This window comes from Dictyobacter formicarum (assembly GCF_016587435.1).
This window is the reverse complement of sequence record NZ_BNJJ01000017.1, coordinates 33,752-58,071: the sequence shown is the minus strand read 5'-3', so window position 1 is coordinate 58,071 and position 24,320 is coordinate 33,752. Positions and strand designations below refer to the sequence as shown.

The 24,320-nt window shown below is 54.0% G+C and carries 21 protein-coding genes; 11 read left to right on the top strand and 10 right to left on the bottom strand.

All coding sequences use genetic code 11. From position 1 onward, the window contains the following. Nucleotides 1-107: 107 nt before the first annotated feature. Nucleotides 108-368: a hypothetical protein gene (locus JMI88_RS26530; protein ID WP_201364976.1), complete on the bottom strand. Its 261-nt coding sequence runs from the start codon at nucleotides 366-368 to the stop codon at nucleotides 108-110. A gap of 214 nt (nucleotides 369-582) precedes the next feature. On the opposite strand from JMI88_RS26530, the gene JMI88_RS26525 reads away from it, so the two are divergent. Then, nucleotides 583-2,661 carry a thiol-activated cytolysin C-terminal domain-containing protein gene (locus JMI88_RS26525; RefSeq protein ID WP_201364975.1) on the top strand — a complete coding sequence of 693 codons (2,079 nt, stop codon included), beginning with the start codon at nucleotides 583-585 and terminating at the stop codon, nucleotides 2,659-2,661. A gap of 213 nt (nucleotides 2,662-2,874) precedes the next feature. Next, complete coding sequence (locus JMI88_RS26520; RefSeq protein WP_201364974.1) at nucleotides 2,875-3,117, top strand: hypothetical protein; 243 nt, start codon at nucleotides 2,875-2,877, stop codon at nucleotides 3,115-3,117. Between the two features lie 120 nt (nucleotides 3,118-3,237). Here the strand turns inward: JMI88_RS26520 and JMI88_RS26515 are convergent, their stop codons facing one another. From JMI88_RS26515 to JMI88_RS26500, 4 genes are all read right to left on the bottom strand, one after another. After that, nucleotides 3,238-3,495: a hypothetical protein gene (locus tag JMI88_RS26515; protein ID WP_201364973.1), complete on the bottom strand. Its 258-nt coding sequence runs from the start codon at nucleotides 3,493-3,495 to the stop codon at nucleotides 3,238-3,240. Nucleotides 3,496-3,748: 253 nt separating this feature from the next. After that, on the bottom strand, nucleotides 3,749-4,705 hold the full coding sequence (locus JMI88_RS26510) for an ABC transporter permease (RefSeq protein ID WP_201364972.1): 957 nt from the start codon (nucleotides 4,703-4,705) through the stop codon (nucleotides 3,749-3,751). Between the two features lie 60 nt (nucleotides 4,706-4,765). Beyond that, complete coding sequence (locus tag JMI88_RS26505) at nucleotides 4,766-5,716, bottom strand: ABC transporter permease (protein WP_201364971.1); 951 nt, start codon at nucleotides 5,714-5,716, stop codon at nucleotides 4,766-4,768. A gap of 192 nt (nucleotides 5,717-5,908) precedes the next feature. Next, nucleotides 5,909-7,486, bottom strand: coding sequence for an ABC transporter substrate-binding protein (locus tag JMI88_RS26500; RefSeq protein ID WP_236023077.1), 1,578 nt, complete (start codon nucleotides 7,484-7,486; stop codon nucleotides 5,909-5,911). Between the two features lie 894 nt (nucleotides 7,487-8,380). Between JMI88_RS26500 and JMI88_RS26495 the strand changes: the two genes are divergently transcribed. From JMI88_RS26495 to JMI88_RS26485, 3 genes are all read left to right on the top strand, one after another. Next, a complete protein-coding gene (locus JMI88_RS26495) occupies nucleotides 8,381-9,685 on the top strand; it encodes an L-lactate MFS transporter (protein WP_201364970.1) in 1,305 nt (434 codons plus the stop codon). Between the two features lie 360 nt (nucleotides 9,686-10,045). Beyond that, the gene (locus JMI88_RS26490) at nucleotides 10,046-10,891 is read left to right on the top strand and encodes an LLM class flavin-dependent oxidoreductase (RefSeq protein WP_201364969.1); all 846 of its coding nucleotides are present in this window, start codon (nucleotides 10,046-10,048) and stop codon (nucleotides 10,889-10,891) included. A gap of 107 nt (nucleotides 10,892-10,998) precedes the next feature. Continuing rightward, nucleotides 10,999-12,903 (top strand): sensor histidine kinase, encoded by a 1,905-nt coding sequence (locus JMI88_RS26485; protein WP_201364968.1) that lies wholly within the window; start codon nucleotides 10,999-11,001, stop codon nucleotides 12,901-12,903. A 103-nt stretch (nucleotides 12,904-13,006) separates the two neighbouring features. On the opposite strand, the gene JMI88_RS26480 is transcribed toward JMI88_RS26485, so the two are convergent. After that, on the bottom strand, nucleotides 13,007-13,465 hold the full coding sequence (locus JMI88_RS26480) for a carboxymuconolactone decarboxylase family protein (protein WP_201364967.1): 459 nt from the start codon (nucleotides 13,463-13,465) through the stop codon (nucleotides 13,007-13,009). A gap of 177 nt (nucleotides 13,466-13,642) precedes the next feature. Here JMI88_RS26480 and pdxR point away from each other — a divergent pair, with 177 nt between their 5' ends. Then, nucleotides 13,643-15,154 carry a MocR-like pyridoxine biosynthesis transcription factor PdxR gene (pdxR, locus tag JMI88_RS26475; protein ID WP_201364966.1) on the top strand — a complete coding sequence of 504 codons (1,512 nt, stop codon included), beginning with the start codon at nucleotides 13,643-13,645 and terminating at the stop codon, nucleotides 15,152-15,154. Here pdxR and JMI88_RS26470 read toward each other — a convergent pair. Further along, nucleotides 15,149-15,952, bottom strand: a complete 804-nt coding sequence (locus tag JMI88_RS26470; RefSeq protein WP_201364965.1) for an isocitrate lyase/PEP mutase family protein — start codon at nucleotides 15,950-15,952, stop codon at nucleotides 15,149-15,151. The two genes, pdxR and JMI88_RS26470, sit on opposite strands and share 6 nt — an antisense overlap. Before the next feature lie 208 nt (nucleotides 15,953-16,160). Here JMI88_RS26470 and JMI88_RS26465 point away from each other — a divergent pair, with 208 nt between their 5' ends. Beyond that, nucleotides 16,161-16,319: a hypothetical protein gene (locus JMI88_RS26465; protein WP_201364964.1), complete on the top strand. Its 159-nt coding sequence runs from the start codon at nucleotides 16,161-16,163 to the stop codon at nucleotides 16,317-16,319. A gap of 66 nt (nucleotides 16,320-16,385) precedes the next feature. Here the strand turns inward: JMI88_RS26465 and JMI88_RS26460 are convergent, their stop codons facing one another. Beyond that, nucleotides 16,386-16,841, bottom strand: a complete 456-nt coding sequence (locus JMI88_RS26460) for a PLD nuclease N-terminal domain-containing protein (RefSeq protein ID WP_201364963.1) — start codon at nucleotides 16,839-16,841, stop codon at nucleotides 16,386-16,388. Between the two features lie 408 nt (nucleotides 16,842-17,249). On the opposite strand from JMI88_RS26460, the gene JMI88_RS26455 reads away from it, so the two are divergent. The 4 genes from JMI88_RS26455 to JMI88_RS26440 all read left to right on the top strand — a co-directional run bounded on the left by JMI88_RS26455 (nucleotide 17,250) and on the right by JMI88_RS26440 (nucleotide 22,222). Beyond that, nucleotides 17,250-17,903 carry a metallophosphoesterase family protein gene (locus JMI88_RS26455; RefSeq protein WP_201364962.1) on the top strand — a complete coding sequence of 218 codons (654 nt, stop codon included), beginning with the start codon at nucleotides 17,250-17,252 and terminating at the stop codon, nucleotides 17,901-17,903. Nucleotides 17,904-17,926: 23 nt separating this feature from the next. Next, nucleotides 17,927-18,187 carry a hypothetical protein gene (locus JMI88_RS26450; protein WP_201364961.1) on the top strand — a complete coding sequence of 87 codons (261 nt, stop codon included), beginning with the start codon at nucleotides 17,927-17,929 and terminating at the stop codon, nucleotides 18,185-18,187. Nucleotides 18,188-18,686: 499 nt separating this feature from the next. Continuing rightward, nucleotides 18,687-20,438 (top strand): ABC transporter ATP-binding protein, encoded by a 1,752-nt coding sequence (locus JMI88_RS26445; RefSeq protein ID WP_201364960.1) that lies wholly within the window; start codon nucleotides 18,687-18,689, stop codon nucleotides 20,436-20,438. Next, the gene (locus JMI88_RS26440) at nucleotides 20,435-22,222 is read left to right on the top strand and encodes an ATP-binding cassette domain-containing protein (protein ID WP_201364959.1); all 1,788 of its coding nucleotides are present in this window, start codon (nucleotides 20,435-20,437) and stop codon (nucleotides 22,220-22,222) included. The genes JMI88_RS26445 and JMI88_RS26440 overlap by 4 nt, the downstream gene beginning before the upstream one ends. Here the strand turns inward: JMI88_RS26440 and JMI88_RS26435 are convergent. Together JMI88_RS26435 and JMI88_RS26430 are read right to left on the bottom strand one after the other, a co-directional pair. After that, the gene (locus JMI88_RS26435; RefSeq protein ID WP_201364958.1) at nucleotides 22,209-23,102 is read right to left on the bottom strand and encodes a S1 RNA-binding domain-containing protein; all 894 of its coding nucleotides are present in this window, start codon (nucleotides 23,100-23,102) and stop codon (nucleotides 22,209-22,211) included. The genes JMI88_RS26440 and JMI88_RS26435 overlap by 14 nt on opposite strands. Before the next feature lie 237 nt (nucleotides 23,103-23,339). After that, nucleotides 23,340-24,140 carry a Cof-type HAD-IIB family hydrolase gene (locus JMI88_RS26430; RefSeq protein ID WP_201364957.1) on the bottom strand — a complete coding sequence of 267 codons (801 nt, stop codon included), beginning with the start codon at nucleotides 24,138-24,140 and terminating at the stop codon, nucleotides 23,340-23,342. Between the last annotated feature and the right edge of the window lie 180 nt (nucleotides 24,141-24,320).

Sequence of the window (24,320 nt, the reverse complement as noted above, 5' to 3'; positions counted from 1 at the left end):
CTATGATGCCTATACAAGTCGATAACAAGCTTGTATAGGCATCATAGATACTCATTCAAATTGGAACCGTGTCCATCATGTCCTTCCCGCAGCCGCATAAATCCACTTCAACTTAACAGGCCAGCCATATCAGCCAGAGATGCAAAAGAGTCCCAGATGGTCAGGAAGGTGCGCTCCACGCCCAGGGCCTCCCAGGTGGCCAGTTTCGCTTTGATGTCTTCAGGCCAATCCCATACATAGACCGACAGGGCAATTGGGCGCTGCACCGCCGCGATCTGCTCGGCCGCAAAGCGAATGACTTCATCGTCGGCATATACATTGATCTTAAAGGAAACTACGTTGTTGATATGTTCAGGAACAGCTAGCACTACCTTGATGATCCTGCAAGGCCGAGTGGTGGCTAAACAAGAGACCATTTTCACATAAGATAAGCAATCCATAACTTCAGATCAGCTTGTGATATTTTATAAGTATATAGCCAGAAATAGAGCATAGGCTGCGTTTTATAGTTGTGGCTCATTCAACAGGGCAGTTCATATTTGGAAAGACGAGGATACTATTAGTCACAAGGAAGGAAGGCAAATGACACAATCAGCAGCAAACAGCAGTCTCAGTACGGCCCCAGGTAGCACCAACCTGGTCCTGGACATCACAGGCGGAACACTTACACCGGGAACGCCTGTCGAGATTTGGTCAACAAACTTCCCAACTTCGCCCAATCAGCTCTGGACTCTTACCAGCGATGGCTACATTGCGAATAAGAGCAATCCGAATCTCGTCCTGGATATCAAGGGCGGGGCATTGACGCCAGGCACACCGATCATCGTCTGGAGCAAAAATCAGCCGGCTTCGCCCAATCAGCTCTGGACTCTCACCAGCGACGGCTATATTGCGAATAAGAGCAATCCTAACCTCGTCCTGGATGTAAAGGATGGACGGTTAGTTGCCGGCCAACCTGTTCAGATCTGGAGCAAAAATCAGCCGGCTTCATTGAACCAGCTCTGGACTCTCGCCAGCGATGGCCATATCGTGAGTCAGGCAGCACCAGGTGTCATCACCGTGCATAACCAGGGAGGCTATATCGCCCGCTGTACCATCGAGTATGATCTAAATGGACAGCACCAGACACAATCCAGTGGCAATTTCACCTCACCGGGAACTATTTCGGTGCCGCTACCAATTGGGGCCGCCAATGTGCATGTCAAATGTGAGGAAGAAACGGGATTGGTCGGGGAACTCTGGAAAACTATTCTCGATCAACGCTATGCCAGCACTGTGACCCGCTCTTTTACGCTGACCGGCACGACCCTCAACCCGAGCTTTTCAGAAGAGGAGAGCAGTGGGCTGTCGAAGCAGACGTCTTTTACCTTTATCAATGATCTGGATCAACCGGTCTATGTAGCCGTGCATCACCTGGGCTGCGGAGGGACGCCCTGGCGGGATGGGAAGCCGAAGTGCTGGGACATGACGCTACAACCAAACCAGAGCGGAACCTATCCACCATCCGACTGGGTTGTTCACTTCACCACCTGGGCGACGCTGATCGCCGATGGGTTGCTTTGCATCGTCACCGTAGCGATAACAATTGCAACGGCAGGGGCAGCGGCACCGGCAGCGGAAGGAGCGGCGGTATTGACAGCGGAGACAGCGGCGGAACTCTCAGCCGAGACGGTGGGAGAGGTGGCCACCGAGACGACGGCGGAGGCGGTCACCGAGACGGCAGTGACCTCCAGCATAGAGACCGCAGCCAGTGAGTCAGCCTTCTCGCAGGTGGCTTCCAAATTTGGCATGCTGGCCAGTGAGTTCTCCGAGCGCATCGGCCCGATCATCAGGCTGGCGCAGCAATACGGCAGCGCCGCTGGTAAGATTGTCTCGGTTGGCAAGGATGCAGTAGTGGCGGCAGTGGTTGCCAATTCCTATCATATGCTGGAATCTCAGGGCTGGGCCCTCTATATCGAGGTCAACGGGCACGGCTACTATGCCTCCAATTTTATCGTCACCGGTGGCAATCTCTTCATCCCCATCAGCCTGGCGATTAGTGGGCTGGAGGTGCAGGTCATCAACCAGGGAGGCTATGTGGCTCGCAGCACCGTTGAATACGATAACAACGGGCAGCACGAGAGTCAGTCGAGCGATAATCTGAATGTCAACCAGAGATTCGTCGTCCTGGTCCCTCCTGGTGCCACCAATATTCATGTCACAGCGCAGGAAAATACGGGGCTGGCCTGGGAGCCCTGGCGCACAATCTTAGATCGAACCTATCCCGGGCCGGCCAAACTGGCATCACATAAAACATTCACACTGACAGGCACGACGCTTGATCCAACGTATGGCGAGGATGGCGTCACCGTTCCACCAACCTCGGCACCTGGCGGACTGGTAACGATCAACAATCACGGAGGGTATGTGGCTCGCAGCAGCGTCGAGTACGATGCCAATGGGCAACACCAGACACAATCCAGTGGCAATTTCAACGCCGGGCAGAGCTACTCGGTAGCTATTCCCGCCAGGGCCACCAACATCCACATTAAATGTGAGGACGAGACGGGACTGATCTGGGAGCCGTGGAAGACCATCTTTGAACAGACGTATGGTAGCCCGAGCCATATCACTATCAACCTGACGGGCACAACCCTTAACCCCGGCTACAACATCCAATAGAGCTTTTCTTTCATCAGATGAAGCGGAAAAGGATCGTCTTTAGAGTAAAAGACGATCCTTTTCCAGCTTGTAGATACCATCGATTTTAGGAACTCTGTAAGATCAACCAGAGGTACTATGAAGCTTGTCAATATAAAGCGAGCTCTGGCATACTGAGATATATAGTAGTCATCCCCTATACACAATGCCATTGCTTCAGGCAAGGAGCTCGTTATGTACAAAGACACCCCTCAATTTCGTCTACAAATGTATCGCCAGTATAGCCAGGAATATGGAGAGTTGATCACCGAAGGCGACTACCAGATCAATGAGCAGGTAAGGTTCTATGATGGTCAGGCCAAAGGAACGATCACCTGGAAGTATTTAATGCGTGGTCGCGGCCTGGTTTATGTGCTTGAAGATTACTCGGGTGCCCACTTTCAGGTCATGGCCAATGAAATTGTGTGCAGGGCCTAGCGTGACCAGTGCCCTCTCCCACTCGGGATGAACTCCGGTGCTGCCAGGCCCAGATTATCTTTCAAGGCGCTATTCCCCTGAGCGCCTTCATTTCCAGGCAAAGCGCCGGAGATTGTCGGCTTATTGATTGAGTTTGCGCAAAGTACGCAGGTCTTTTTGCAAACCATGGAGCACATTCTCAAACCTGGTAAGTTCCTCGAGTGACTGCTCAATTGCTTCCGGGTCACAGCTGCCTTGCTCTTCAAGCGCATCAAGAATCACATATAAAGATGCGCTCAGAGACCCATCCTGCATGCTCATCTGCACGATCGCCTGGAGAATTTGTTCACGTACAAGCATGCGCTTCTCATAACCGTCGCACCTTTGCCGCTCGCCCATGTGGTTCTCCCTTCATAAAAAGTCCATTTATAGCAAGCACGCGGCAACTCTGGTAATAGTAACAAGCTCAATCATTTATACCATTGTTATAAATCTTCAGTCATCCTATACAATAAAAAGCATATTTCACTTTATATGCCTGAAAACTGTTTTATTGTCGAAAGACGTCTCCTCACGACATCGTCCTTGCCATATCATAGCCTTACCTGCTCACATCCCTCATCAGGTAAGGCTGTGAGGCGTTGGGACGGCTTCAGGATTGGTTGGGGGTGCTCAGGCTGATGGTATCCTGGGAACGGGGATCCAGACGATCGCGGACGGCATCACCGAGCAGGTTCATGCTGATGAGGAGAATAATGATGGTGACGGCCGGTCCGACCATCATCCAGGGGTCGGTGGGCAGATATTGTTGGGCGTCGTTGATCATGGTGCCCCATTCGGGCGTCGGTGGCTGGACGCCCAGGCCGAGAAAGCTGAGGACGGTTTCGTCCAGGATGGTCAGGGAAATAGAGATCGTGGCCTGGACCAGCAGGGGGCTGAAGATATTGGGAAAAACGTGTCGCAGCAGAATCTTCCAGGTTGGCGTACCTGTGACCCGCGCGGCCTCCACGTAGTCCTGAGTGGTGATCTGCAGGGTCTGCCCACGTGAGATACGCGCATAGATCGGGATGCGCACCACCGCCAGAGCGATGGCCAGGTTGATGATGCTGGGTCCTAGTGCCGTAACCAGGGCCAGGGCCAGAATTAAGGATGGGAATGAGAGCAGGGCGTCGATGACGATGGCGATCAGTTGGTCGACCCAGCCTTTGCTGTAGGCGGCAATCAGTCCCAGTATGGTACCGAGGAGACCGCCAATGAAGATGGTGACGACCCCGACCGAGAGCGAGATACGCGTGCCATAAATGACGCGGCTCAGCTGATCGCGTCCTAGGGCGTCGGTGCCCAACCAGTGGGCGGCGCTGGGGCCCTGTGCCGTAATGGCGGGATGGTAGAGGGTCGGCGAATAGGGGCTGATCCAGGGGGCGAAGAGCGCGGCCAGGATAAAGAGCAGAAGGACGATGGCGAACCACCAGCGTGGATCGCGGCGAAAGCTTTGTACAATAGTGGTCCATCCTGCTCGCCAGCGTTCAAGCAACGTGGGCGTGGGCGGCGTGAAACGTGCCCGGTTCTCATTATTTTCTTCATCATATACATTAGTCGATACAGCCATGCCTACCTCCAATATGGAAACCAGTCTACAAGCCAGGTAGATATACAGTTAGATATGCGATTAGTTGTGGTGAAAGCGGATCTGCGGATTCAAGAGACCATAGCTCAGGTCTACCAGCAGGTTTGCCAGCATGTATGAGATGGCGGTGAGCAGTACGATGCCTTGCACAACCGAATAATCTTTGGCCAGGATGCTGGAGACAGCCAGCTGACCCACACCCGGCCAGAGAAAGATAGACTCTACCACAAAGGTGCCGGCCAGGATCGCGCCAACCTGGATGCCGACGATGGTCAGGACCGGCAGGATGGCGTTTCTCAGTGCGTGCAGGTACAGGATCTTCCTTTCAGCCAGCCCCTTGGCGCGCGCCGTCCGAATGTAATCCTGGTTCAGAACTTCGATCATGCTAGCGCGCAGTTGTCGCATATTCACGGCAATTGAACCCAGACTGAGGGTGAGCATGGGCAGGATCAGGTCGTGCAGGTTTTCCAGCGGGTCCTGGTTAAACGGAACATAGCCGCCGGGTGGGAAGACGCGCAGTGAGACCGCCAGTAAGAACAGGAGCAAGAGGCCGATAACAAAGCTGGGGATGGCCGTTCCCAGCAGGGCAAAGATATTTACCACCCAATCGACCCAACTATTGCGGTGGGTGGCCGCAAAAATACCCAGCGGAAACGCGATCAAGAGCGAGAGGATGAGGGAACAGAAACCGAGCTCGACTGTGACCGGCAAGCGCTGGCCTATCAGCTCAGAGACTGGCTGCTGGAACTGGATGGATTGACCCAGATTACCGTGGATCGCCAGCCAGAGCCAGAGCGCAAACTGTACCGGCAGCGCCTGATCGAGTCCCAGTTGCTGGCGCAGCGCGGCCACGGACTGCGGGGTGGCCTCCTCACCCAGCAGCACACGCGCAGGATCGCCGGGTACCAGGTGAATAGTAAAAAATGTGATGAAGCTGACCAGCAGTGCCACAGGCAAAAAAAAGAGCAGCCGCTGTACCGTGTATCTCGTCATGCATTGTTTCCTTTCGTTTTCACCCCAAAAAACTCAAAAGCATCTCTGGCGTGCTTCTATTCTATGTAGTGTTGCAGAAATTGTGCTTTGCACAATTTCTGCAACACTACATAAAAAAAGGCTCGGGCGCGGATGCGCCCGTCCGCACGGGGATGCTTTACTTCCCAGAGCAAGCGCCCGCAAGGGGCGCACCTATTGGCTCAAATACACATTGGAAAAGTTCATGATGGTCGTGGGCAGGATGGTAAAGTTCTTGACTTTGTTGGTTGTGGCCTGGATGGCAATGCCATGGTAGATGAACACATAGGGTACATCTTGCATGACCTGCTGCTCCGCCTGCTGGTAATCGGTGGCGCGCTTCTGCTGATCCGTGGTGGAGCGCGCATCCTCCAACAGTTTGTCGACCTGTGGATTGGAATACTGCATGTCGTTATTGCCGCCCCCGGTATGGAAATATGAGTACATATTGCCATCGGGATCTGGCCGGCCGCTCCAGCCGAGCAGGGCTGCGACAAAGTTGTGGGACGAGGTGTCGCTCAATAGGGTAGCGAACGGTTCTTGCTTGATGTTGACAGTGATGCCCGCCGGCTGCAATTCTGATTGAATAAACTGCGCCTGCTGTGTAAGGGCGGGCGAGCCACTGGCGATCGAAAGCGTAAAGGAAACGCTAGTCTTGCCACTCTGGGACAGAGCCGCCTTGGCCTTCGCCACCGAATAGGTATAGGGTGCAAAATCTTTATTATAGGCCCAGCTACTAGGAGGAATAGGACCCTGTGCCACGCTACCCAGACCCTTTAGCACACCCGATACAATCTCTTCCTTATTAATGCCCCAGGCAACAGCACGTCGCACATTGACGTCGTTGAAGGGAGCAACTTTCGTATTGAGCATCATGCCATAGAAGCTCAGGCCTGGAACCTGCTTATAGATCAGGTTGCTGTTGGACTTCACGGTCGCTACATTAGTTGCTCCCACCGTATCTGCGGACTGGATCGAGCCAGTCTGGAGATTGGAAAACTCAACGCTCTCATTAGTCATGGGACGATATTTGACCGAGTTGAGATATGGTAGCGCGGTCCCCTGCGCATCCTTCTGCCAGTAGTGCGGGTTACGCTTGATGGTCAGGTGGTCGCTCTTGACCCATTCGCTAAACATGAAAGGACCACTGCCCGCACCCGTGGGAGCATTGCCCAGGTTCGCCCCCAGTTTCTTGACGGCGGTGGGGGAGAGAATCATGCCAGAGCGATCCGTCAGTGTTGCCAGTAAGGGTGAGAAGGCCTTTTTCAAGGTAAAACGGACGTGTGAGGGGTCCACTGCTGTGACTGCCTGCACGCTTGATAGCTCACTATAGCGGGGCGAGGACGGCGTGGAGAGGATGCGATTTATATTGAAAACAACCGCATCAGCGTTAAAAGGGGTGCCATCCTGGAACTTGACATCGGTGCGCAGGGTAAAATCCAGCTCTTTAGCATTCGGCTGCGTCCAGGATGTGGCCAGGTCTGGCTGAATCATATTCTGGGCATCGACCCTCACTAATGTATCATAGATATTCAACATCACCTGCCGATCCACCAGAGCCGTGGACTTCAGGGGGTCCAGCGTTACGACATCTGAGTTGAGGCCGGTGCTGAGATCGCCGCCAACCCTGGATTGGCCCGTCTGCGGCTGATTCGTGCCACCACCACCACAAGCGGCCAGAAAAATCATCATGGTCATGAGGATGACCGCAAGTGGGATAAATAAATTTCTGGCCTGAAAGATTGCGAACAATCTTGTACCCTTAGAAGATAAATAAGTCATCAGTTTCAATCGTGCAGAGACCCCTGCCGCAGAGGCATGGGGAGGACGCACGCCTCCTTTTCTCTTCCTGCTTGTCTGTGTCTCCCTTGCGGGAGACCGTTTTTGGTGGGAACGGCCAAACCCCACCGCTTGCGCGGGTGATGTGTGCCTCGACAAAGATAGCAGCCTGCACATCCTCTCAGCACTGCGTCGAACCCCGTCCCGCTGTTTAACTGAGAAGTTCTAGAGCCTGGGACTGGCAAGCATCCCAGGGTAGGTTCTTTGACACTTCCGCTATCGTAGCCCGATAGCCTTCCGAAGAAGGCCCTGGCTGAGTCTGGTCAGGTCCGGGCTTCCACTGGACGGGCAGAAGTCACCCCCAAGTGCAAACCCCCGTCTTGAGACGTGGGGTACCTGACAAATACTAACTCCATGAGTCGCGAGTATGATACCTATCAAAAAAGTATGTAACAACGCTGCTTTCGTATGTTCCAGCACCCTTGCCCCATGGCGAAAGCGGTCACACGTGCTATTCTACAGAATAGCCACAAAACCGGGAATCTACTGATAACGATGCTAAAATTCGATGGATGTTTAACTGACTTAAGCAATACTCAAACAAATAACCGCTATATCTTCTCCTGGCAAAATAATAAGCGTACGCAATACAATTGGTTAGCACAGTAGCAAAAAATTCTATGGAATAACTCAAATAGTAAAACGTGCATATATATTTTGTCAAGTTTATGTAGCTTCTTATGCCCAGGTAACTTTTAAAAAAACATTATTAAGTTAAAGCCAAACGACAGAAGAAACCTGTAGGTGTGGATTGATGTGATATACTTTGCCTGTTACTGTGAATACGACACCATGGAGGGAATCATCATGAGTAACGCATCTCTCGGTACCTCAAACCAGCCAAATCGCTGGCTGATCGCAATCGCCGCATTTGTATTGCAGCTGGCTTTGGGCTCAGTCTACGCCTGGAGCGTATTTTCAAAACCGATCGCGGGCCTGTTTAATGGTATTCCGGCCAGCAAAGTGACTGCGGCGCAGCTCGCACCAATCAGTTTAACGTTCTCTATCACGCTGCTGGCCCTTGGTGTAACGGCCGCCTTTGGTGGCTACCTGCAACTGCGCTATGGTCCCAGGCTGATCGCCACCGCGGGCGGCATCCTCTACGGTCTGGGTATTGTCCTGGCTGGTCTGATCCTACCAACCCATAATGTATATTTGTTGTACCTCACCTTTGGTATTATCGGCGGTATCGGTATTGGACTGGGATATATTGTGCCGCTGGCCATGTTGCTGCGCTGGTTCCCTGATCGTCGCGGCTTCATCACCGGCCTGGCAGTTGCTGGCTTTGGCCTGGGTGCGCTGCTCATTGCGCAAACGGTACCACCACTGCTGGGACCTAAATCGATCGGCGTCGAATCGACGTTCATCTACCTGGGCATCATCTACCTGATCGTCGTAGTGGGTACCGCTCAACTCTTCCGCCGGGCTCCCGATGGCTATATACCAGCCGGCTGGACCCCATCAGCAACCACGCAAGCGGCAATAAGTGCCAATCGGAATTATACGCTCGGCGAAGCGTTACGCGAGCCGCGCTGGTACGTACTCTGGCTGATATTGGCGCTCAACGTGACTGCTGGCGCAGCCTTGATCGCCGTTGCCTCGCCGTTGGCCCAGAAGTTCACCGTTGTGGATGCCATCACCGCCGGTGCCTTCGTCAGTACCATTTCGATCTTTAATGGACTTGGGCGCCTGGTCTGGGCGTGGCTCTCCGATGCCATTGGGCGTCCGTTTACGTTCCTGGCCATTTTTATCGTTCAGATCGTCGCCTTCCTGTTTCTGGCACAAATCGGAGCCGGTGGTTTCGCCCTGCTACTCATCCCGGGCGCACTGATCGGCCTCTGCTATGGTGGCGGCTTCGGAACTATGCCAGCCTTTGCTGCCGACTTCTTCGGCGCCAAAAACTCTGGTACCATCTATGGAGCCATGCTCACAGCCTGGAGCGCCGGAGGCATTCTGGGTCCAATCCTGATCTCAAACCTGGAATACCATACCGCTATCTATGTCATCGTAGTCATCCTGGTTGTGTCATGCGCCCTGCCACTGCTCGCCCGCTTCCTCAACCAGCGTCAGCGCAGCGATGCGATCGAAGTTGTGGTGGGCAAAGACGCCTGACGTCATTTGTAACATACATAGGTTCGGAGCTTGCCTCCGATTTGCCCCACCGTTTGTGGGGCCCTGTATCCCAGCGCTGAGGTCCCTTCTTGTCCATCACCTCGGCTTACGCGGTGCCCAAAAGGAACCATCGCTTTTGGGCACCGGGCCGCCACGCTGCGGCGGGCGGCAATCGGAGGCAAGCTCCGAACCTACGGGGGGTCCGTTTTTCTTGCACACCTACGAAGATCCACATTCACACACCTCTATCTCCTCTTTAAAATATCTGCCTGAAATATGACAAAGGATGTCATGGTTGAGCGGCTATACTTTTTCCGTCAGGTCCGGATGTTGAAGCAAATAAAAGGAGAATATGCAAACATGAAATATGGAGTAACGCTGCCGCTATCGGGTATCGATGGTGATCTGGAGCGGCTGGTTGAGTATGCACGGATCGCGGAAGAGGCTGGCTGGGATGGGGTGTTTCTGGAGGATTACATGGTCTACTGGGGCGAGCACAACGTCACCTATGATCCCTGGCTGACGCTGGCGGCAATTGCCTTGCGCACACAAAATGTGCAACTGGGCATTACCGTGACGCCTCTACCATCCCGGCTGCCCTGGAAACTGGCGCGCGAGGCCATTACACTGGATCACCTTTCGCATGGGCGCTTGATCATTGGTTTTGGCCTGGGCGATGCGCAGGATCGTCACTTTGGCGAGGTAGCAGATGAAAAGCAGCGAGGCGCGATGCTGGACGAGGGGCTGGAGATCCTGGCGGGCCTGATGAGTGGGCAGCCATACAGTTATCAAGGCACATACTACACGGTAAACGATGTCACATTTAACCCACAGCCGGTTCAACGTCCCCGTATCCCCATCTGGATCGGTGGCTGGTGGCCACGCAAGGCTCCCGCATTGCGCGCCGCGCGCTGGGATGGCTTCTGTCCCGCCAAAGTGCCCGATGCGCAGGGCGATGGCTCAATCAAACCACACGATATCCAGGCCATCCATAACTTTGTGAGCGCTCACCGCACGAGCGACACCCCCTTTGACCTGGTCGCGGCCGGCAACAGTGCTGCTGACGACCGAGCCAGGGCACGCGCACAGATTGAACCATTCGAGTCTGCGGGCGCCACATGGTGGGTTGAATTTATTTTACCAGGTCCCAACGAAAGCGAGCAGGCGTTCACCCGCATCAAGCAGGGTCCCCCCTCGCTAGAATGACTATTAAAGAATGTTTGTACCGTGCTGGCGGATATGATACACTGGCTAAGCAAGCTATAAATAAAAGCTGCTCCTTGCTTTGTCGAGAATAAAAAGGAAGGTAGGGCGTGGACGATCACGAGGTCAAATCAGAGTCAGATACATCATTCGACCAGAAAAGTAACCAATATTCAGACACTTACCAGCAATTCCCACTTTCTGTTCCAACAGAAGGTAATTTGACTGCTTCATCGCCCGTACATGCTACCAGCGCTCAAATCAGCGAATTTGGACTCGCCATGACGGAGATGGAGGACGCTATCATTATTGCTGACCTGGATAACAGGGTGTGTTGGATCAATAAAGCTACTCTTGAGCTTCTGGGGCTCACCTCCGCTGAGGAAGCGATTGGTAGCCCCTATGGGCAACTATTTGCCAAATGCCGGATATATGACCTAAAACATCGCCTCTTTTCACCAGAAGCCGGGATTGAAGCCATGCAGGCCATGACAGATCCCCAGAGGCACAAACAGACCGTGCTATGTCTGCTCCCTTCAAGCCGGACTACATGTATTGATGTCACACGCACCCTTATCAAGCGGCAACAGCAGCCCACAAATATCATGTACCAGCTTCACGATCTTACCGATTGTTATGAGATGCAGAAAAACAGCAGCCAGAGCAATGCGGCCCTCTTATCATTGATCAATGCTATCGCCCATCTGCGTGACCTGCTGGCTGCCTCGCCAGCAGAAGAGACACTCTCGCTCCCTTCTTCCGCCCATGCTATCGGCCAGCATCTGGTTGACTTAATTCGTGATCTGCTGGGGGGACAAACCACATTTCTTTTCTCGCTGGGATCTCCCGATCAGCAGCTACACTATATAGCTTTTAGCGGCCTAACAGCAGAGCAGGCCCAGCTCCGCTGGCAAAATAGCGGCCGCTACGGCCTGTCAGATTTTCTCGATCCAGACTCCATCGAGCAGCTGCGGCAACATAAACAGGTAAGGGTCGATCGTGAACATATGCACATTCCTTTTTTGCAAAGTGTTGATTTCCCGTCCGAAAATCTCTTCTGGACGCCTCTGTTCGTGAAACAAGAACTGGTTGGGATGTTTGTCCTGGGCAGAGATAATCCCTGCGATGCCGAAGAGAACGAGTTGGTAGAGGCGGTGGCGACTCTGACAGCGCTGATGGTTGAATATGTACGGCCATTTGCCTTTGCGAATCAGGAAACGGGCAACGATGTGGTCTTGCGGGCAACCAACCAGATCATCAATACGTTCTTGAATCTGGCCAGCCACGAGCTAAAAACACCATTGACTGCCACCATGGGCAACATTCAATTAGCGCTGAGGCGCTTAGAAAAGCTCAAAAAGCAGGCCAATCAGCCTGGGGGGATCTTCCATAGAGGAATCGAGCAGTTGTGGGATCCGCTGGAGGCTGCCAGCGATAGTGCGCGCCTGCAAGAGCGCATTATCAAAAATCTTATCGATGACTCGCGTATCCAGTCCGATACCTTTGAACTCAATATCCAACGCTATGAATTGCTCACGCTCGTGCGTGAAACCGTAGCGCAGTATCAGGAGCGGCATCCCGAGCAACAAATTATACTTATGCTTCCTCCACAAACGCTATGGGCCAACATCGATGTGCTCAGAATCAAGCAGGTCATACAAACATACCTGGCCAATGCCTCCCAGCAATCGCCAGCCGATCAGCCAATTACTGTAAAAATATGCGTGGAGGCAGATCAGGCTTATATCAGCATTCATGATAATGGTCCTGGTATCGCGCTGGAAGAGCAAGAACATATCTGGGAGCGCCTCTATCGTTCCCTGGGAACGGCACCCCAGAATGAGCTTGATTTAAGCATGGGCATGAGTTTCTATCTGTGCCGCATGTTGATTGAGCGCCATCGGGGCCTGGTGGGGGTTGAGAGCATTCCCGGCCACGGATCAACGTTCTGGTTCTCGCTGCCGCTGGCCCGCCACGACATCACCAGAGTATCCATGCAAACAGGAAAACCGTAGGTGCGCCCCTTGTGATCGCTTTTACCCTCCATGCACGAAAAAGACGGGAGCGTTTTCGCGCGTGAAGCAAGCAAGCGCCCGCAAGGGGTGCACCTACGAGGTGTTAACCTTCGGAAGGCTGGTAATGGCCGGGTTCACTGCGGAAACTGATGGCGAAGCGGTTCCAGGCGTTGATGGTGGCAACGAGCAGGGTCAGGTTGGCCAGCTCGGTTTCGCTGAACTGCGCACGCACCTGCTCATAAACCTCATCGGGCACATGGTCAATCGAGATCAGGGTTAGCTTTTCGGTCCAGAGCAGTGCGGCCCGCTCGCGCTCGCTAAAGAACGGCGTCTCATGCCAGACAGGCAAAGCATACAGGCGCTGCTCGCTTTCGCCACCAGCCCGCGCATCCAGGCTGTGCATATCCACGCAGTAGGCGCAGCCATTGATTTGCGAGGCCCGCAATCTCACCAACTCCTTCAGCGAAGATTCAAGACCACAGTCAGCGATATATTTTTCCAGGCCATTCATGGCGCGCATAGCTCCGGGGGCAGCTTTTCCATAATTCATACGTGAGGTCATAAATAGAGCTACTTCAGTAGATACTATCAATACTCCAGCCGCGTCCGAGCGGTATTTCCAGGTGCTTTCGATGACCAGATAATAACATGTTAATGGCGTTGTTAAAAGAGCCATTTCTGTATATAATGAAGGTGCCATTAATGTGTCGAGTCTGTAGTAGCTAAGGAAAATAGAGCTATGTCCAAGCGGGTAATGCAGAGCAAGAAACCTGAGATTATGCTGGATCAGTATGCGACGGCGCCTTTATATAAACAGTTGTATGAACGTCTGCGCGCAGAGATTCTTTCGGGGCAATTGGAAGCCGGTGCGCGCCTCCCTTCGACGCGCACTCTGGCTAGTGAGCTAGGAGTATCGCGCAACACGACCGCGCTGGCCTATGAGCAGTTATTGCTGGAAGGGTATATCGAGAGCAAGGTAGGTGATGGCACACGCGTGGCCCACCTGCAACCCGAACAGATACTGCAGGTGCGCAAAAGCAGCCGAAAAACCGCTTCAGGCCAGCAGGCAGCTCCGAAGGATGCGCTGCTGGGGCAGCGTGGCCAGCTGCTCGCCAGCATATCGGGGCCGGGCGATGAGAATACGACCGGAGCCAGTGTTCACAATGTCGCCTTCAGAATCGGCCAGCCAGATGTTACGTCCTTTCCATATGAGACCTGGGCCCGGCTGATTTCCAGGCACGCACGCCAGTCGCTGCGCGCCGTCTCGACGTACCAGAATGCCCAGGGCTACGCTCCCCTGCGCGAAGCCATCGCCGCTCATGTCGGTATTACACGCGGCGTCCACTGCTCGCCAGAACAGATCATACTCACGGCTGGCGCGCAGGGCGCACTCGACCTGCTGGCACGCGTGCTACTGGACCCGGGCGATCTGGTCTGGGTCGAAAATCCTGGCTATCAAAGAGCACGTGGTGCACTGCTGGCGGCCGGAGCCAGATTGGTTCCGGTGCCAGTAAATCAAGAGGGGATCGATGTCGAGGCAGGACGACAGCTCTGCCAGCAGGCACGGCTGGCGGTAGTTACGCCTTCGCACCAGTTTCCAACCGGCGTTACCATGAGCCTGCATCGGCGGCTGGCATTGCTCGAATGGTGTCGAGATGTGCAGTCATGGATTATAGAGGACGACTATGATAGCGAATTCCGCTTCAGCGGGCGCCCTCTGGAGGCCTTGCACGGACTTGATAGCAGTGGGCGCGTCATCTATGTCGGCACCTTTAGCAAGGTGCTCACCCCTTCCCTGCGACTGGGCTACTTGATTGTTCCACCCGCGCTCCTGAAGGGCCTGATCGCGGCGCGCCTCCTGATCGATGTGCATTTGCCGTTGCTGGAACAGATGGCCCTGACCGACTTTATTGTCGAGGGCCACTTTGCGCGCCACTTGCGCAAGATGCGGCTACAGTATCTAGAGCGTAGAAATGCGCTGGTGGCGGCACTCCACCAGGAGCTAGGAGACAGGTTGGATGTAGCAGTGCCGCAGGCAGGAATGCACCTGATGGCCTGGCTCCCCACGGGTCTGGATGCCCGACGCGTCGCGCAGCAGGCAGCCAGGCATGGGCTGCTCACGACTCCCATCATTCAAGGCCCAGAGGATGCCATCACGCGCCAGGGCTTGATGCTGGGCTTCTCCAGCGCCACGCCAGCAGAATTGCAGGCGGGCGTCAAAATCCTGGCGCAGGCATTTAGAGAGCTATAGCCCGGCGTTCAGTTTCTCAAACGATCCATGCTCAAGTATGTCCACGGCGACCGCGCGCACATGGGCCAGCATCGAACGCATCAAGGAGCCAGCCAGGCTAACGCGGGCCACACCCAGCCGCTCAAACTCGGCCAGCGTGGTCCCCGAGCAACCAGCCATAATGTTGATCGGCCCATGGATGGCCTCGACCAGCCTGGCAATGGTATCGTGCTCAAGGTGCGCGATTGGATAGACGCAATCGGCCCCCGCCTGCAGATAGGCGTTGGCCCGCTGCACGGCCTGCTCAAAACGGCTCTCAGGCTCGCCGATCTTCAACAAGAAAACATCCACGCGCGCATTAATCACAAATGGAATATCCAGCTCGGCCGCCAGCTCACGCAGGGCCGCCAGCAGCTCAACCTGATACGAAATATCCACCAGCCCGCTACCCGGCTGCTTACGTGAATCCTCGATATTGATGCCCACCACGCCCGTAGCAATGACGGCCCTGACCGTCTGCAGCACCTCTGCGATCGAATTCCCAAAGCCCGCCTCGATATCCGCCGTAACGGGACAATTCACGACACGCGTAATACGGGCCAGCACCTCAACCAGCATCTCGCGCGTAATGTGCTGGCCATCCTCATAGCCCAGCGCGGCCGCCACCCCCGAACTGGTAGTCGCGATCGCCTGAAATCCAACCTGCTCAATCACCTGGGCACTCGCGGCATCCCACACATTGGGCAAAACCAGCATCGGCGCCTGATGATGCAAAGCCCGAAAACGCAGCGCCCGCTCTCTTTGTATCCCTGTATCCATAGATAGACCAGCCTTCCACATTTTTGAATGTATGAAAACAGCAGCCAAACTCAATGGTTACAACTATAGGATGCTGGTGGTCCCAACACAAGAACCAATTTCCCCCATCTCAACAAGTCCATTATCTCTCACCCACAATAGATAAACATAAATTACCCAAATGCGGATCTTCCCATCCATGCGGTATCGCTTTCAAAGGAACGTTATCGTGCGACGAGAGGTAATCGGCCGCAAGGGCCGAACCTACGGGAGTGGCGTTTTCGGGCGTCGAGGTTTAAATCGGGCGCAAGGCCCGAACCTATGGATGCTATTGGCTGATGCAGGGCGCACCTTAGGCTTTACCCGCCTGGTTGCGCGCAAAAAATAAAGACAATAATGAATGGGCCATTTTTCGCTGTCACCAGCTTATGAATTGGACCACCATAAAAACCCTCTATTGCTGCTGCTGCGTTTGCTCGGGATAGGTGGCCTGGGGATATTCATAGGGATTATATCCAGATGGCTGAATGGGCGCCTGTTCGGTTGGGGGATCAGCCCGCCTCGCATAGCCTTGCTGATATGGCTGGTACTCCTCTGGCTGAGCGGATGCTTGTTCGTTCGAACTATAGTAGGGCTCCTGACCGCGCGATGGTCGGTAATACTGCTGCTGATTAGAGGGATAATAATATTGCTGTGGCGGCTGCTGGCGCTGGTATATGCGCGCGGCCCGCCTTTTGGGCGCAAAGATCAAGTAGATGATAGCACCGAACAGATGAGTAAACAAGATAAAGAGAAACCAGAGGAGCTTTGCTCCCCCACCGAGAGCCCGGTTGCGAAAACAATGCCATAGGGCCCAGATCCAGATAAGTGTCGGCACGACCGTAATAAATACTTCAGCAGCATGATTCAAGGCGCGATCCTTTCAATTTCCTGCATCAACCTATCTCAACATATGTAATTACGATTGGCTTACTTCTATAGTAGCATGGATATAAAGTCAAAACAAATGAGATGCTTATTTGCTGAATATACTCAAATTACAGTCCGGCATGGTCTCATTATTAAGTATCACCTGCGTATTTACAACCATCTGACACCATGGGTAAGAGATACGTAAGATATATATTTACATATCGAATTGACCATCTTATAATAGAATGGCTTATGCTGCTAGATGATTTTCACTCGTTGCCTGCACGTTCGCTAGATCGGTGCTGGCTTCATGCCAACAATTAACGTATTATTGTAGATACGAGCGTTCGATTAAAAGCGCCAGGGATAATTTTAGACTATTAGACTATAGGAAGCATAGAATAGCATGCCAAATATCGAAGACCAGGATCAAGCGAGCACGTATGATAGCTACGCGATCGGCGATATTCATGGCGAGGTTACGCTGCTAAAACAGTTGCTGGCCTCGCTCCCCTATCGACCAGAGGATAAATTGATTTTTTTAGGCGATTATGTGGATCGTGGCGAGGACTCCGCTGCGGTGATTCGAACGTTGCAGGAGTTGCAGCAGCAGCATGAGCATTGTATCTTTTTGCGTGGCAATCATGAAGATGCCTGGCTGGAAGTATGGGATGGCACAGCTTTTCAGGAGCAGCCGCTGATAGAGGGAGCACTCAAGGTCTGGAAGGACTGCGGTGGACAGGTTCCGGCAGAGATCGGGCAGTGGTTGCAGACGACGCGCATCGATTACGAGGATGCCAATGCTTATTATGTGCATGCCGGTGTGGTACCGGGCAAGCCTTTCTGGTCAACGGCCCCATTTGATAAGTTGTGGGGTCCCAAAGGCTTTATGGAGCGCGATTACAATTGGGGCAAACCGGTCGTCTTTGGCCATTGGGAGCTACCCGAACCCTTGCTCAAAGCGCACAAAATCGGCATCGATACCGGCGCCTGGCGCACCGGTACATTGACGGCGGTGCGCCTCCCCGACCGCAAGATCTTCCAGGTTCAGCGCACCTGAAGCACCCGCAGTAGATTCGGCCCTTGCGGCCGATTGGAGCCGTCAGGCGACCCCGTTTCCCCACGACATCGCTGGCTATCGTGTGCTCCGTTTCCCGGCACTTCGGTCGAGGCAATCGCAGGGGGACCCTCTCTGGTCGAGGACATGGCGGAGAGGGAGCCGAACTGGCCGGATACGGGGTCGCCACGCTGCGCGGGCTCCAAGCCGGGGCCAGCCCGGCACCTACGGTCGCATTTCCCTTTGGGCAAAAAATGAATGTCACCCATTGTACGCAAAAAGCTTGACAAATCGCATAGCTTCTTTTATCCTATACAGGAAGATTCTTTAATAAAAGTTATTATTAGGAGTAGAAACGTATGCCCGACTGCCGCTAATTCTGTACCACTCCCTTTCTATGATGAGAGTGCGCCAGGTTTTCCCGGCCCAATCTCTTGCTAGCCTGCTAGACATAATAAATGCAGGTTGCGAGAGCATATGTTGGTAGCCGAAAATTTGGCAGGTACAGAAGGCATGTCTCAGGCACGCCATGGTCCACGCCAAGCCATTTCGAGGGTTCAACTCCTTTCCACCGGCCCATCCCACCCCCGAATGAACTCACCATACACCCGCTGCCAATGGACATGTATAGCGGCAAATAACCAGTGAATCCCTCTTGCCATCTTCTGCCCCACTATTCCCTGCGCTCACTACACTGTCTGGAAAGGGTTTACGGCTGACGTTCTTCAGGCTATAAGAAACTCGATGCGTTTCTGTTGCAGGCCTGCTATTGGGAAAGGATGCACGGTGAGTTTGCGACCCTTTCGACGCTACTTTGAGTTGCTGGCGCGCTATCTACGACCGCAATGGCTGACCACACTATTGATGTCCTTACTGCTACTGGCCAGCATCGCGCTACAGCTGATCAACCCTAAAATTTTAGGCTACTTTATCGACACGACTATCAAACAGGGACTCTCACAGGGACTGATATGGGCAGCCCTGCTCTTTCTGGCCATCTCGCTGCTTAACCAGGCTCTGTCTGTGGCCTCGGCCTATCTATGCGAAAAAGTGGCCTGGACGGCCACCAACGCGCTGCGCGGTGATCTACTGGCGCATGTGCTGACGCTGGATCAGGGTTTCCACAAGAGCCATACACAGGGAGAGCTATTGGAGCGCATCGATGGTGATGTCAACGATCTCTCCAACTTCTTCTCTAAGTTTGTGGTGCACATGCTCTTTCATATCTTGCTGCTGGTTAGCATGCTGGTCGTATTGACAACCATCGATTGGATCTTGAGTGTCAGCATGGGACTTTATTGCCTGCTGGTTGTTGTGGCCCTGACCTGGATGCGCAGGCCCACCGTGGATCGCTGGGTGATCGCGCGGCAGGCCAGTTCGGAGTTCTTCGGCTTTCTCGGCGAGTCGCTGGATGCCGCTGAGGACGTACGCGGCAACGGCGGCATCAACTATATCTGGCGCCACTTCTACCAGCGCTTCTATCGCTGGTATAGCACGACCTGCCATGCCGGTTGGTCGGGAGCAACGCCCTGGATCATCTCACAGGCCCTCTTCACGCTGGGCAAGGTAATCGGACTGGTCCTGGCCGCTTATCTGTGGAGCATCGGCATCGCCTCGCCCGGTACCGTCTACCTGATCTTTGTCTATAGCGCGCTGCTGATGGAGCCTCTGGACCAGATACAATGGCAGCTCCAGAGCCTCTATCAATCCGAGTCGTGCATTCGACGAATCGATGGCTTGTTCAAAACCAGCTCGGCCATCCAGGATGGACCGGGCACGACCGCGCTGGCGCCGGGCGCACTGGCGGTCGCCTTTGAGGATGTTTCTTTTGGCTATACGAACGACGAGCCAGTGCTGCAGCAGGTGTCGTTCAAGCTGGAGGCCGGGCGCGTGCTAGGGATCGTCGGGCGCAGCGGCGGCGGTAAGACTACGCTCTCTCGCTTGCTGTTTCGCATGTATGATCCACAGTCTGGCCGGGTCTGCGTCAATAATGTGTCGCTGACAGAGCTGCGCATGCGGGATCTGCGCCGGCGCATGAGCCTGATTACGCAGGACATCCAGCTCTTCCAGGCTTCGGTGCGCGACAATCTGACCTTCTTCGATCGCTCGATCAGCGACCAGCGTATCCTGGAGGTACTAGCTGATGTGGGCCTGCAAAGCTGGTACCAGACGCTGCCAGAGCAGCTAGATACCATGCTCGGCGCGGGCAACTATGGACTCTCGGCGGGGGAGGCGCAATTGCTGGCCTTCGCGCGCGTGTTTCTCACGCAACCGGACCTGGTGATGCTGGATGAGGCCTCGTCGCGCCTGGACCCGGTGACTGAACAGTATATCGAGAAAGCGGTCGATACGCTCTTCCAGCGGCGCACAGGGATCGTCATCGCCCATCGACTGGCCACGCTCCAGCGCGCTGACGACATCCTGGTCATTGAGAATGGACGTATCCTGGAAGCCGGCCCACGGATTGAGCTGGCTGCCAATCCCAATTCTCACTTTGCTCACCTGCTACAACACGAGTCGGGAAGGATTCCTGTATGACGATAAAACTCTATACATTGCTGGGTAGTCTGATACGCTACCGGCTCTTTTATGAGATCAGAAGCGTACTGCTATCTTTGCTGGCCAACGGCGCCACCATCGCCTTTGGACTCTTGCTACAGCAGCTCTTTAATACGCTCTCACAGCGTCCACATTTCGATCTGCGGCTGGGCTTGATGCTGCTCGCCCTGTTTGCGCTGACCATGCTGCAGATGGGCATGCAGTTCATCGGCTTTGACAACACGCTCAAAGTACATTATCCGGTGCGCGGCCTGCTCAGCCGCAATGTGCTGGCCCATCTCTTCAAGCAACCCGGAGCCAGGGCATTGAACATGACCTCTGGCGAGGCGCTCAATACCTTGCGCGACGATACCGAAACCGTCGCCTATGCGCCGGGCATCAATCAAAGCGGTGACCTGCTCTTCGCGCTGATAGCCCTGGTCATCCTATGGCGCATCAGTGCCCTGATCACCCTGGCGGTCCTGGTGCCCCTGCTACTGGTAATTGTACTGGGACGCATGTGGATGAAGAGCGTCTCCAAGTATCGCGAGGCAAGCCGCCAGGCCACGGGACAGGTTACCGGCATAGTCGGCGAGATCCTGGGCGCCGCCCAGGCCATCCAGGTAGCGGGTGCCGAGCAGTTGGTCGTCGCACACTTTCGCCGCCTGAGTCAGCACCGGCTGGTCCACATGCTGCGCGAACGCCTGCAGAACGATACCGTCAATGCCGTACTGGGCAATACCGTGGGCATTGGAACGGGCCTGGTACTCTTCCTGGCCGCGCTGAACGCGCACTCGGCCAGGCTGAGCATCGGCGATATCACCCTGTTCATCTTCTACATGGAGTACATCACGGGCGCGCTGACAGGTCTGGGCGAGAGCCTTGGCAAATACGCTCAGACGCGCATCGCGTTTGCGCGCTTACTCACGTTGATGCAGGCCAGAGGGCCGCAGGAGCGGCTGCTGGTTGAGCATCACCCGGTCTCGCTCAAAAAACAGGCCTTGCCGGTGACAGATATACGTTCAGACTCCAAGAGCGATACTTTAGAGATGGTAACGGCTACACAGTTAAAGTATCATTATAGTGCTAGTGGAAAAGGGATTGATGGGGTCGATCTTCGATTACCGCGCGGCACTGTGACGGCGATTGTTGGCAGAGTTGGCTCAGGTAAAACTACGCTGGTACGTACGTTGCTGGGCCAACTACCTCTACAAGGAGGAGAAATATGCTGGAATGGCAGGCCCATCCAGGATGCGGCCGCGTTTTTTGTGCCGCCACGGGCAGCCTATACACCACAGGTGCCCCACCTCTTCAGCGATACGCTACAGGAGAACATCCTGCTCGGGCAAGATGAAACCAACGTGGATTTATCACAGGTGCTCTACCAGGCAGCACTGGAACAGGACGTGGCGATCTTTCCCCTGGGAGCACAGACCGAGATTGGGAGCAGAGGTATGAAGTTGTCGGGCGGACAGGCCCAGCGCACAGCGGCAGCGCGCATGCTGGCACGGCCAGCTGAGCTGATGGTGCTGGACGACCTGTCGAGTGCCCTGGATGGCGAAACGGAGAAGCAGTTATGGGAACGTCTGTTCAGCAGGCACGATCAGACCTACCTGGTAGTGACTCACCGCAAGGCAGTCCTGCAGCGCGCCGACCAGATCATCGTGCTCAAAGAGGGCGAGATAGAGGCGCAGGGCACGCTTAAAGAGCTGCTGGCGAGCAGCGCCGAGATGCGCCTGCTCTGGGCCGAGGCACAGCAGGATAATACTATTAGTCAGCCTTGAGCAGGGAGGCCGTGACGCGCTTATCCGCCGTAATCTCTTGAATCTGCACCGTTACTTTCTGGCCGCGATGATAGAGATCAGCGGGATGGGTAATGTAGCCAGAGACAATCTGATCCACAGGAACCAGGGCCAGAGCTCCGTCCAGATCGACATAGATACCTTCGTCGGCCAGGGCGGAGATGCTGGCCTGGCAGGTGGCACCCGGCGCGAGCCTGCTAAGCACGGCATCGCACCGCTGAGCATAGGTCAGGGACAGTGTCAGATGATCATTATCCTTCTCCAGAATCATCACTTTGATGGTCTGGCCTGGCTGCACGACCTTCCAGGGATCAACGAGGCGCTGCTGCATAGTAATATGCTGGGGCAAGACGATGCCTTCGACGCCGTTCACATCTACGCGGATATGATGACCGTAGATAGAGGTCACTTTAGCGGTACAGATATCGCCGGGACGCAAATGCTCCAACAGCTGTTGCCGCAGCCTCAGGCGCTCTATCAACTGCTGCCGCAGCGGATACTGCTCAGGAACATCGTTCGCATTGCTCACAATCTGTTGCGAGAGAGCAAGGATATGCAGATCACGATCAACCGCCAGCACCCTGACCAGAATCTCCTGTCCCCGCAGTGCCTCCAGGCGTCGATAGACCAGCGTCTCCTCCGGTAGTTGCTGCTCGTCAACCGTCAGGTCAGCGACGCGCCAGGTAATGCCTAGCGTGGCATGCTCAATTGTGCCTTGAATGCCGTTAATATCAACAATCAAGTGTTCCCCTATCAACTCTACGATACGCCCAACCAGCGGTCGACCATTTTTATAATGCGCTTCCAGCAGCGACCATGTATCTTCTGGCTGTGGATTCATTCCTGCCTGCTCTTCAGACATTGTTCACCTCGTTTTCTTGCCGTGGCTCAAACACACTCACTCAGAAACGTAGCTCGCCGACAAACATACACGCGCCACCACGATGCCAGATTCTTTGCTCCATCCTCTCATATATATTATATGACTATAATTGTACTACATGCCAATTCAAGTATACACCGTTTCCAGGATAAAAACAGCGCGGAAAGCTCTTCAAACTCTTCTATTGGAAATGGAGCACGATGTAGAAAACACACACTAGCGCGGTAAGGCCAGGGCAAACTTTTCCAGTGCATCCGCGACCCCGTCTTCATAATTGGTTAAAGTAACATAATCGGCAACAGCCTTCACTTCCTCATGAGCATTACCCATAGCAACTCCCAGACCGGCAAAGCGCAACATTTCCAGATCGTTATGGTTATCGCCAAAAGCTATGATCTCGGAGGGCTGAACATCCAGCAGACGCGCAATATGTTGCAGGGCGTTGGCCTTGGAGACCTCGGGATGCAAAAACTCCAACCAGCGAGCAGCCGTCTGTGTAACATAGAGCTGACCAGCAAAGAGCCGCTCAAGCTTCAGGCGCTTCTCGCGGAGCGTCTCCGCCTCACCATAAGCACCGATTTTGATGCAGGGCTGAGGATACACCGCAGCAATATCAGGCACCGAACGGACAGGCACATCAGCCAGATACCAGTTTTGTCCCGTATAAAGTACTTGTTCAGCGTATAGATAATCATGAGTATAATAACAAAATTGTAGATCTAAACGACGAGCAGCATCAAACACAGATAATATATATTGTTCAGGCACTAATTGCTGAGATATAATAGTATTTGTGCGAGTGTCAATAATAGTAGCACCATTGCTGGTAATCATCGGAGCATTCAGGGTGAGCGCTCCAAGGACAGAATGAACGCTATACGGCACGCGACCAGTAGCAATCACAACATGCATACCGGAAGCCATAGCTCGCAGCAAAACATCCAGTGTCCGTGGCGTGATACTATGGTGAGGATTTAACAGGGTTCCATCCAGATCGATAGCAAGGAGACGATACATATTTATAAGTAACTCCTGGTAGAATTTACACAACAATATTTCTTTATCTCGACCTTAGTATACGCCTTTTTGAGCAGCAATTGAAATCGCAACGCTTTTTCAGTAAGATTTTTCAGTGCTCTTTTTTAAGGGGGTGGAAAAGAGCTTTTTCGTACTTTTGATGGCAGTGTACATTGAGAA

Excerpts from the sequence above, each read along its gene's own strand:
- JMI88_RS26525 (WP_201364975.1), top strand. The coding sequence starts at position 583 with ATGACACAATCAGCAGCAAACAGCAGTCTCAGTACGGCCCCAGGTAGC.
- JMI88_RS26520 (WP_201364974.1), top strand. The coding sequence starts at position 2,875 with ATGTACAAAGACACCCCTCAATTTCGTCTACAAATGTATCGCCAGTAT.
- JMI88_RS26515 (WP_201364973.1), bottom strand. The coding sequence starts at position 3,495 with ATGGGCGAGCGGCAAAGGTGCGACGGTTATGAGAAGCGCATGCTTGTA.
- JMI88_RS26510 (WP_201364972.1), bottom strand. The coding sequence starts at position 4,705 with ATGGCTGTATCGACTAATGTATATGATGAAGAAAATAATGAGAACCGG.
- JMI88_RS26505 (WP_201364971.1), bottom strand. The coding sequence starts at position 5,716 with ATGACGAGATACACGGTACAGCGGCTGCTCTTTTTTTTGCCTGTGGCA.
- JMI88_RS26495 (WP_201364970.1), top strand. The coding sequence starts at position 8,381 with ATGAGTAACGCATCTCTCGGTACCTCAAACCAGCCAAATCGCTGGCTG.
- JMI88_RS26490 (WP_201364969.1), top strand. The coding sequence starts at position 10,046 with ATGAAATATGGAGTAACGCTGCCGCTATCGGGTATCGATGGTGATCTG.
- JMI88_RS26480 (WP_201364967.1), bottom strand. The coding sequence starts at position 13,465 with ATGACCTCACGTATGAATTATGGAAAAGCTGCCCCCGGAGCTATGCGC.
- pdxR (WP_201364966.1), top strand. The coding sequence starts at position 13,643 with ATGTCCAAGCGGGTAATGCAGAGCAAGAAACCTGAGATTATGCTGGAT.
- JMI88_RS26470 (WP_201364965.1), bottom strand. The coding sequence starts at position 15,952 with ATGGATACAGGGATACAAAGAGAGCGGGCGCTGCGTTTTCGGGCTTTG.
- JMI88_RS26455 (WP_201364962.1), top strand. The coding sequence starts at position 17,250 with ATGCCAAATATCGAAGACCAGGATCAAGCGAGCACGTATGATAGCTAC.
- JMI88_RS26440 (WP_201364959.1), top strand. The coding sequence starts at position 20,435 with ATGACGATAAAACTCTATACATTGCTGGGTAGTCTGATACGCTACCGG.
- JMI88_RS26435 (WP_201364958.1), bottom strand. The coding sequence starts at position 23,102 with ATGTCTGAAGAGCAGGCAGGAATGAATCCACAGCCAGAAGATACATGG.
- JMI88_RS26430 (WP_201364957.1), bottom strand. The coding sequence starts at position 24,140 with ATGTATCGTCTCCTTGCTATCGATCTGGATGGAACCCTGTTAAATCCT.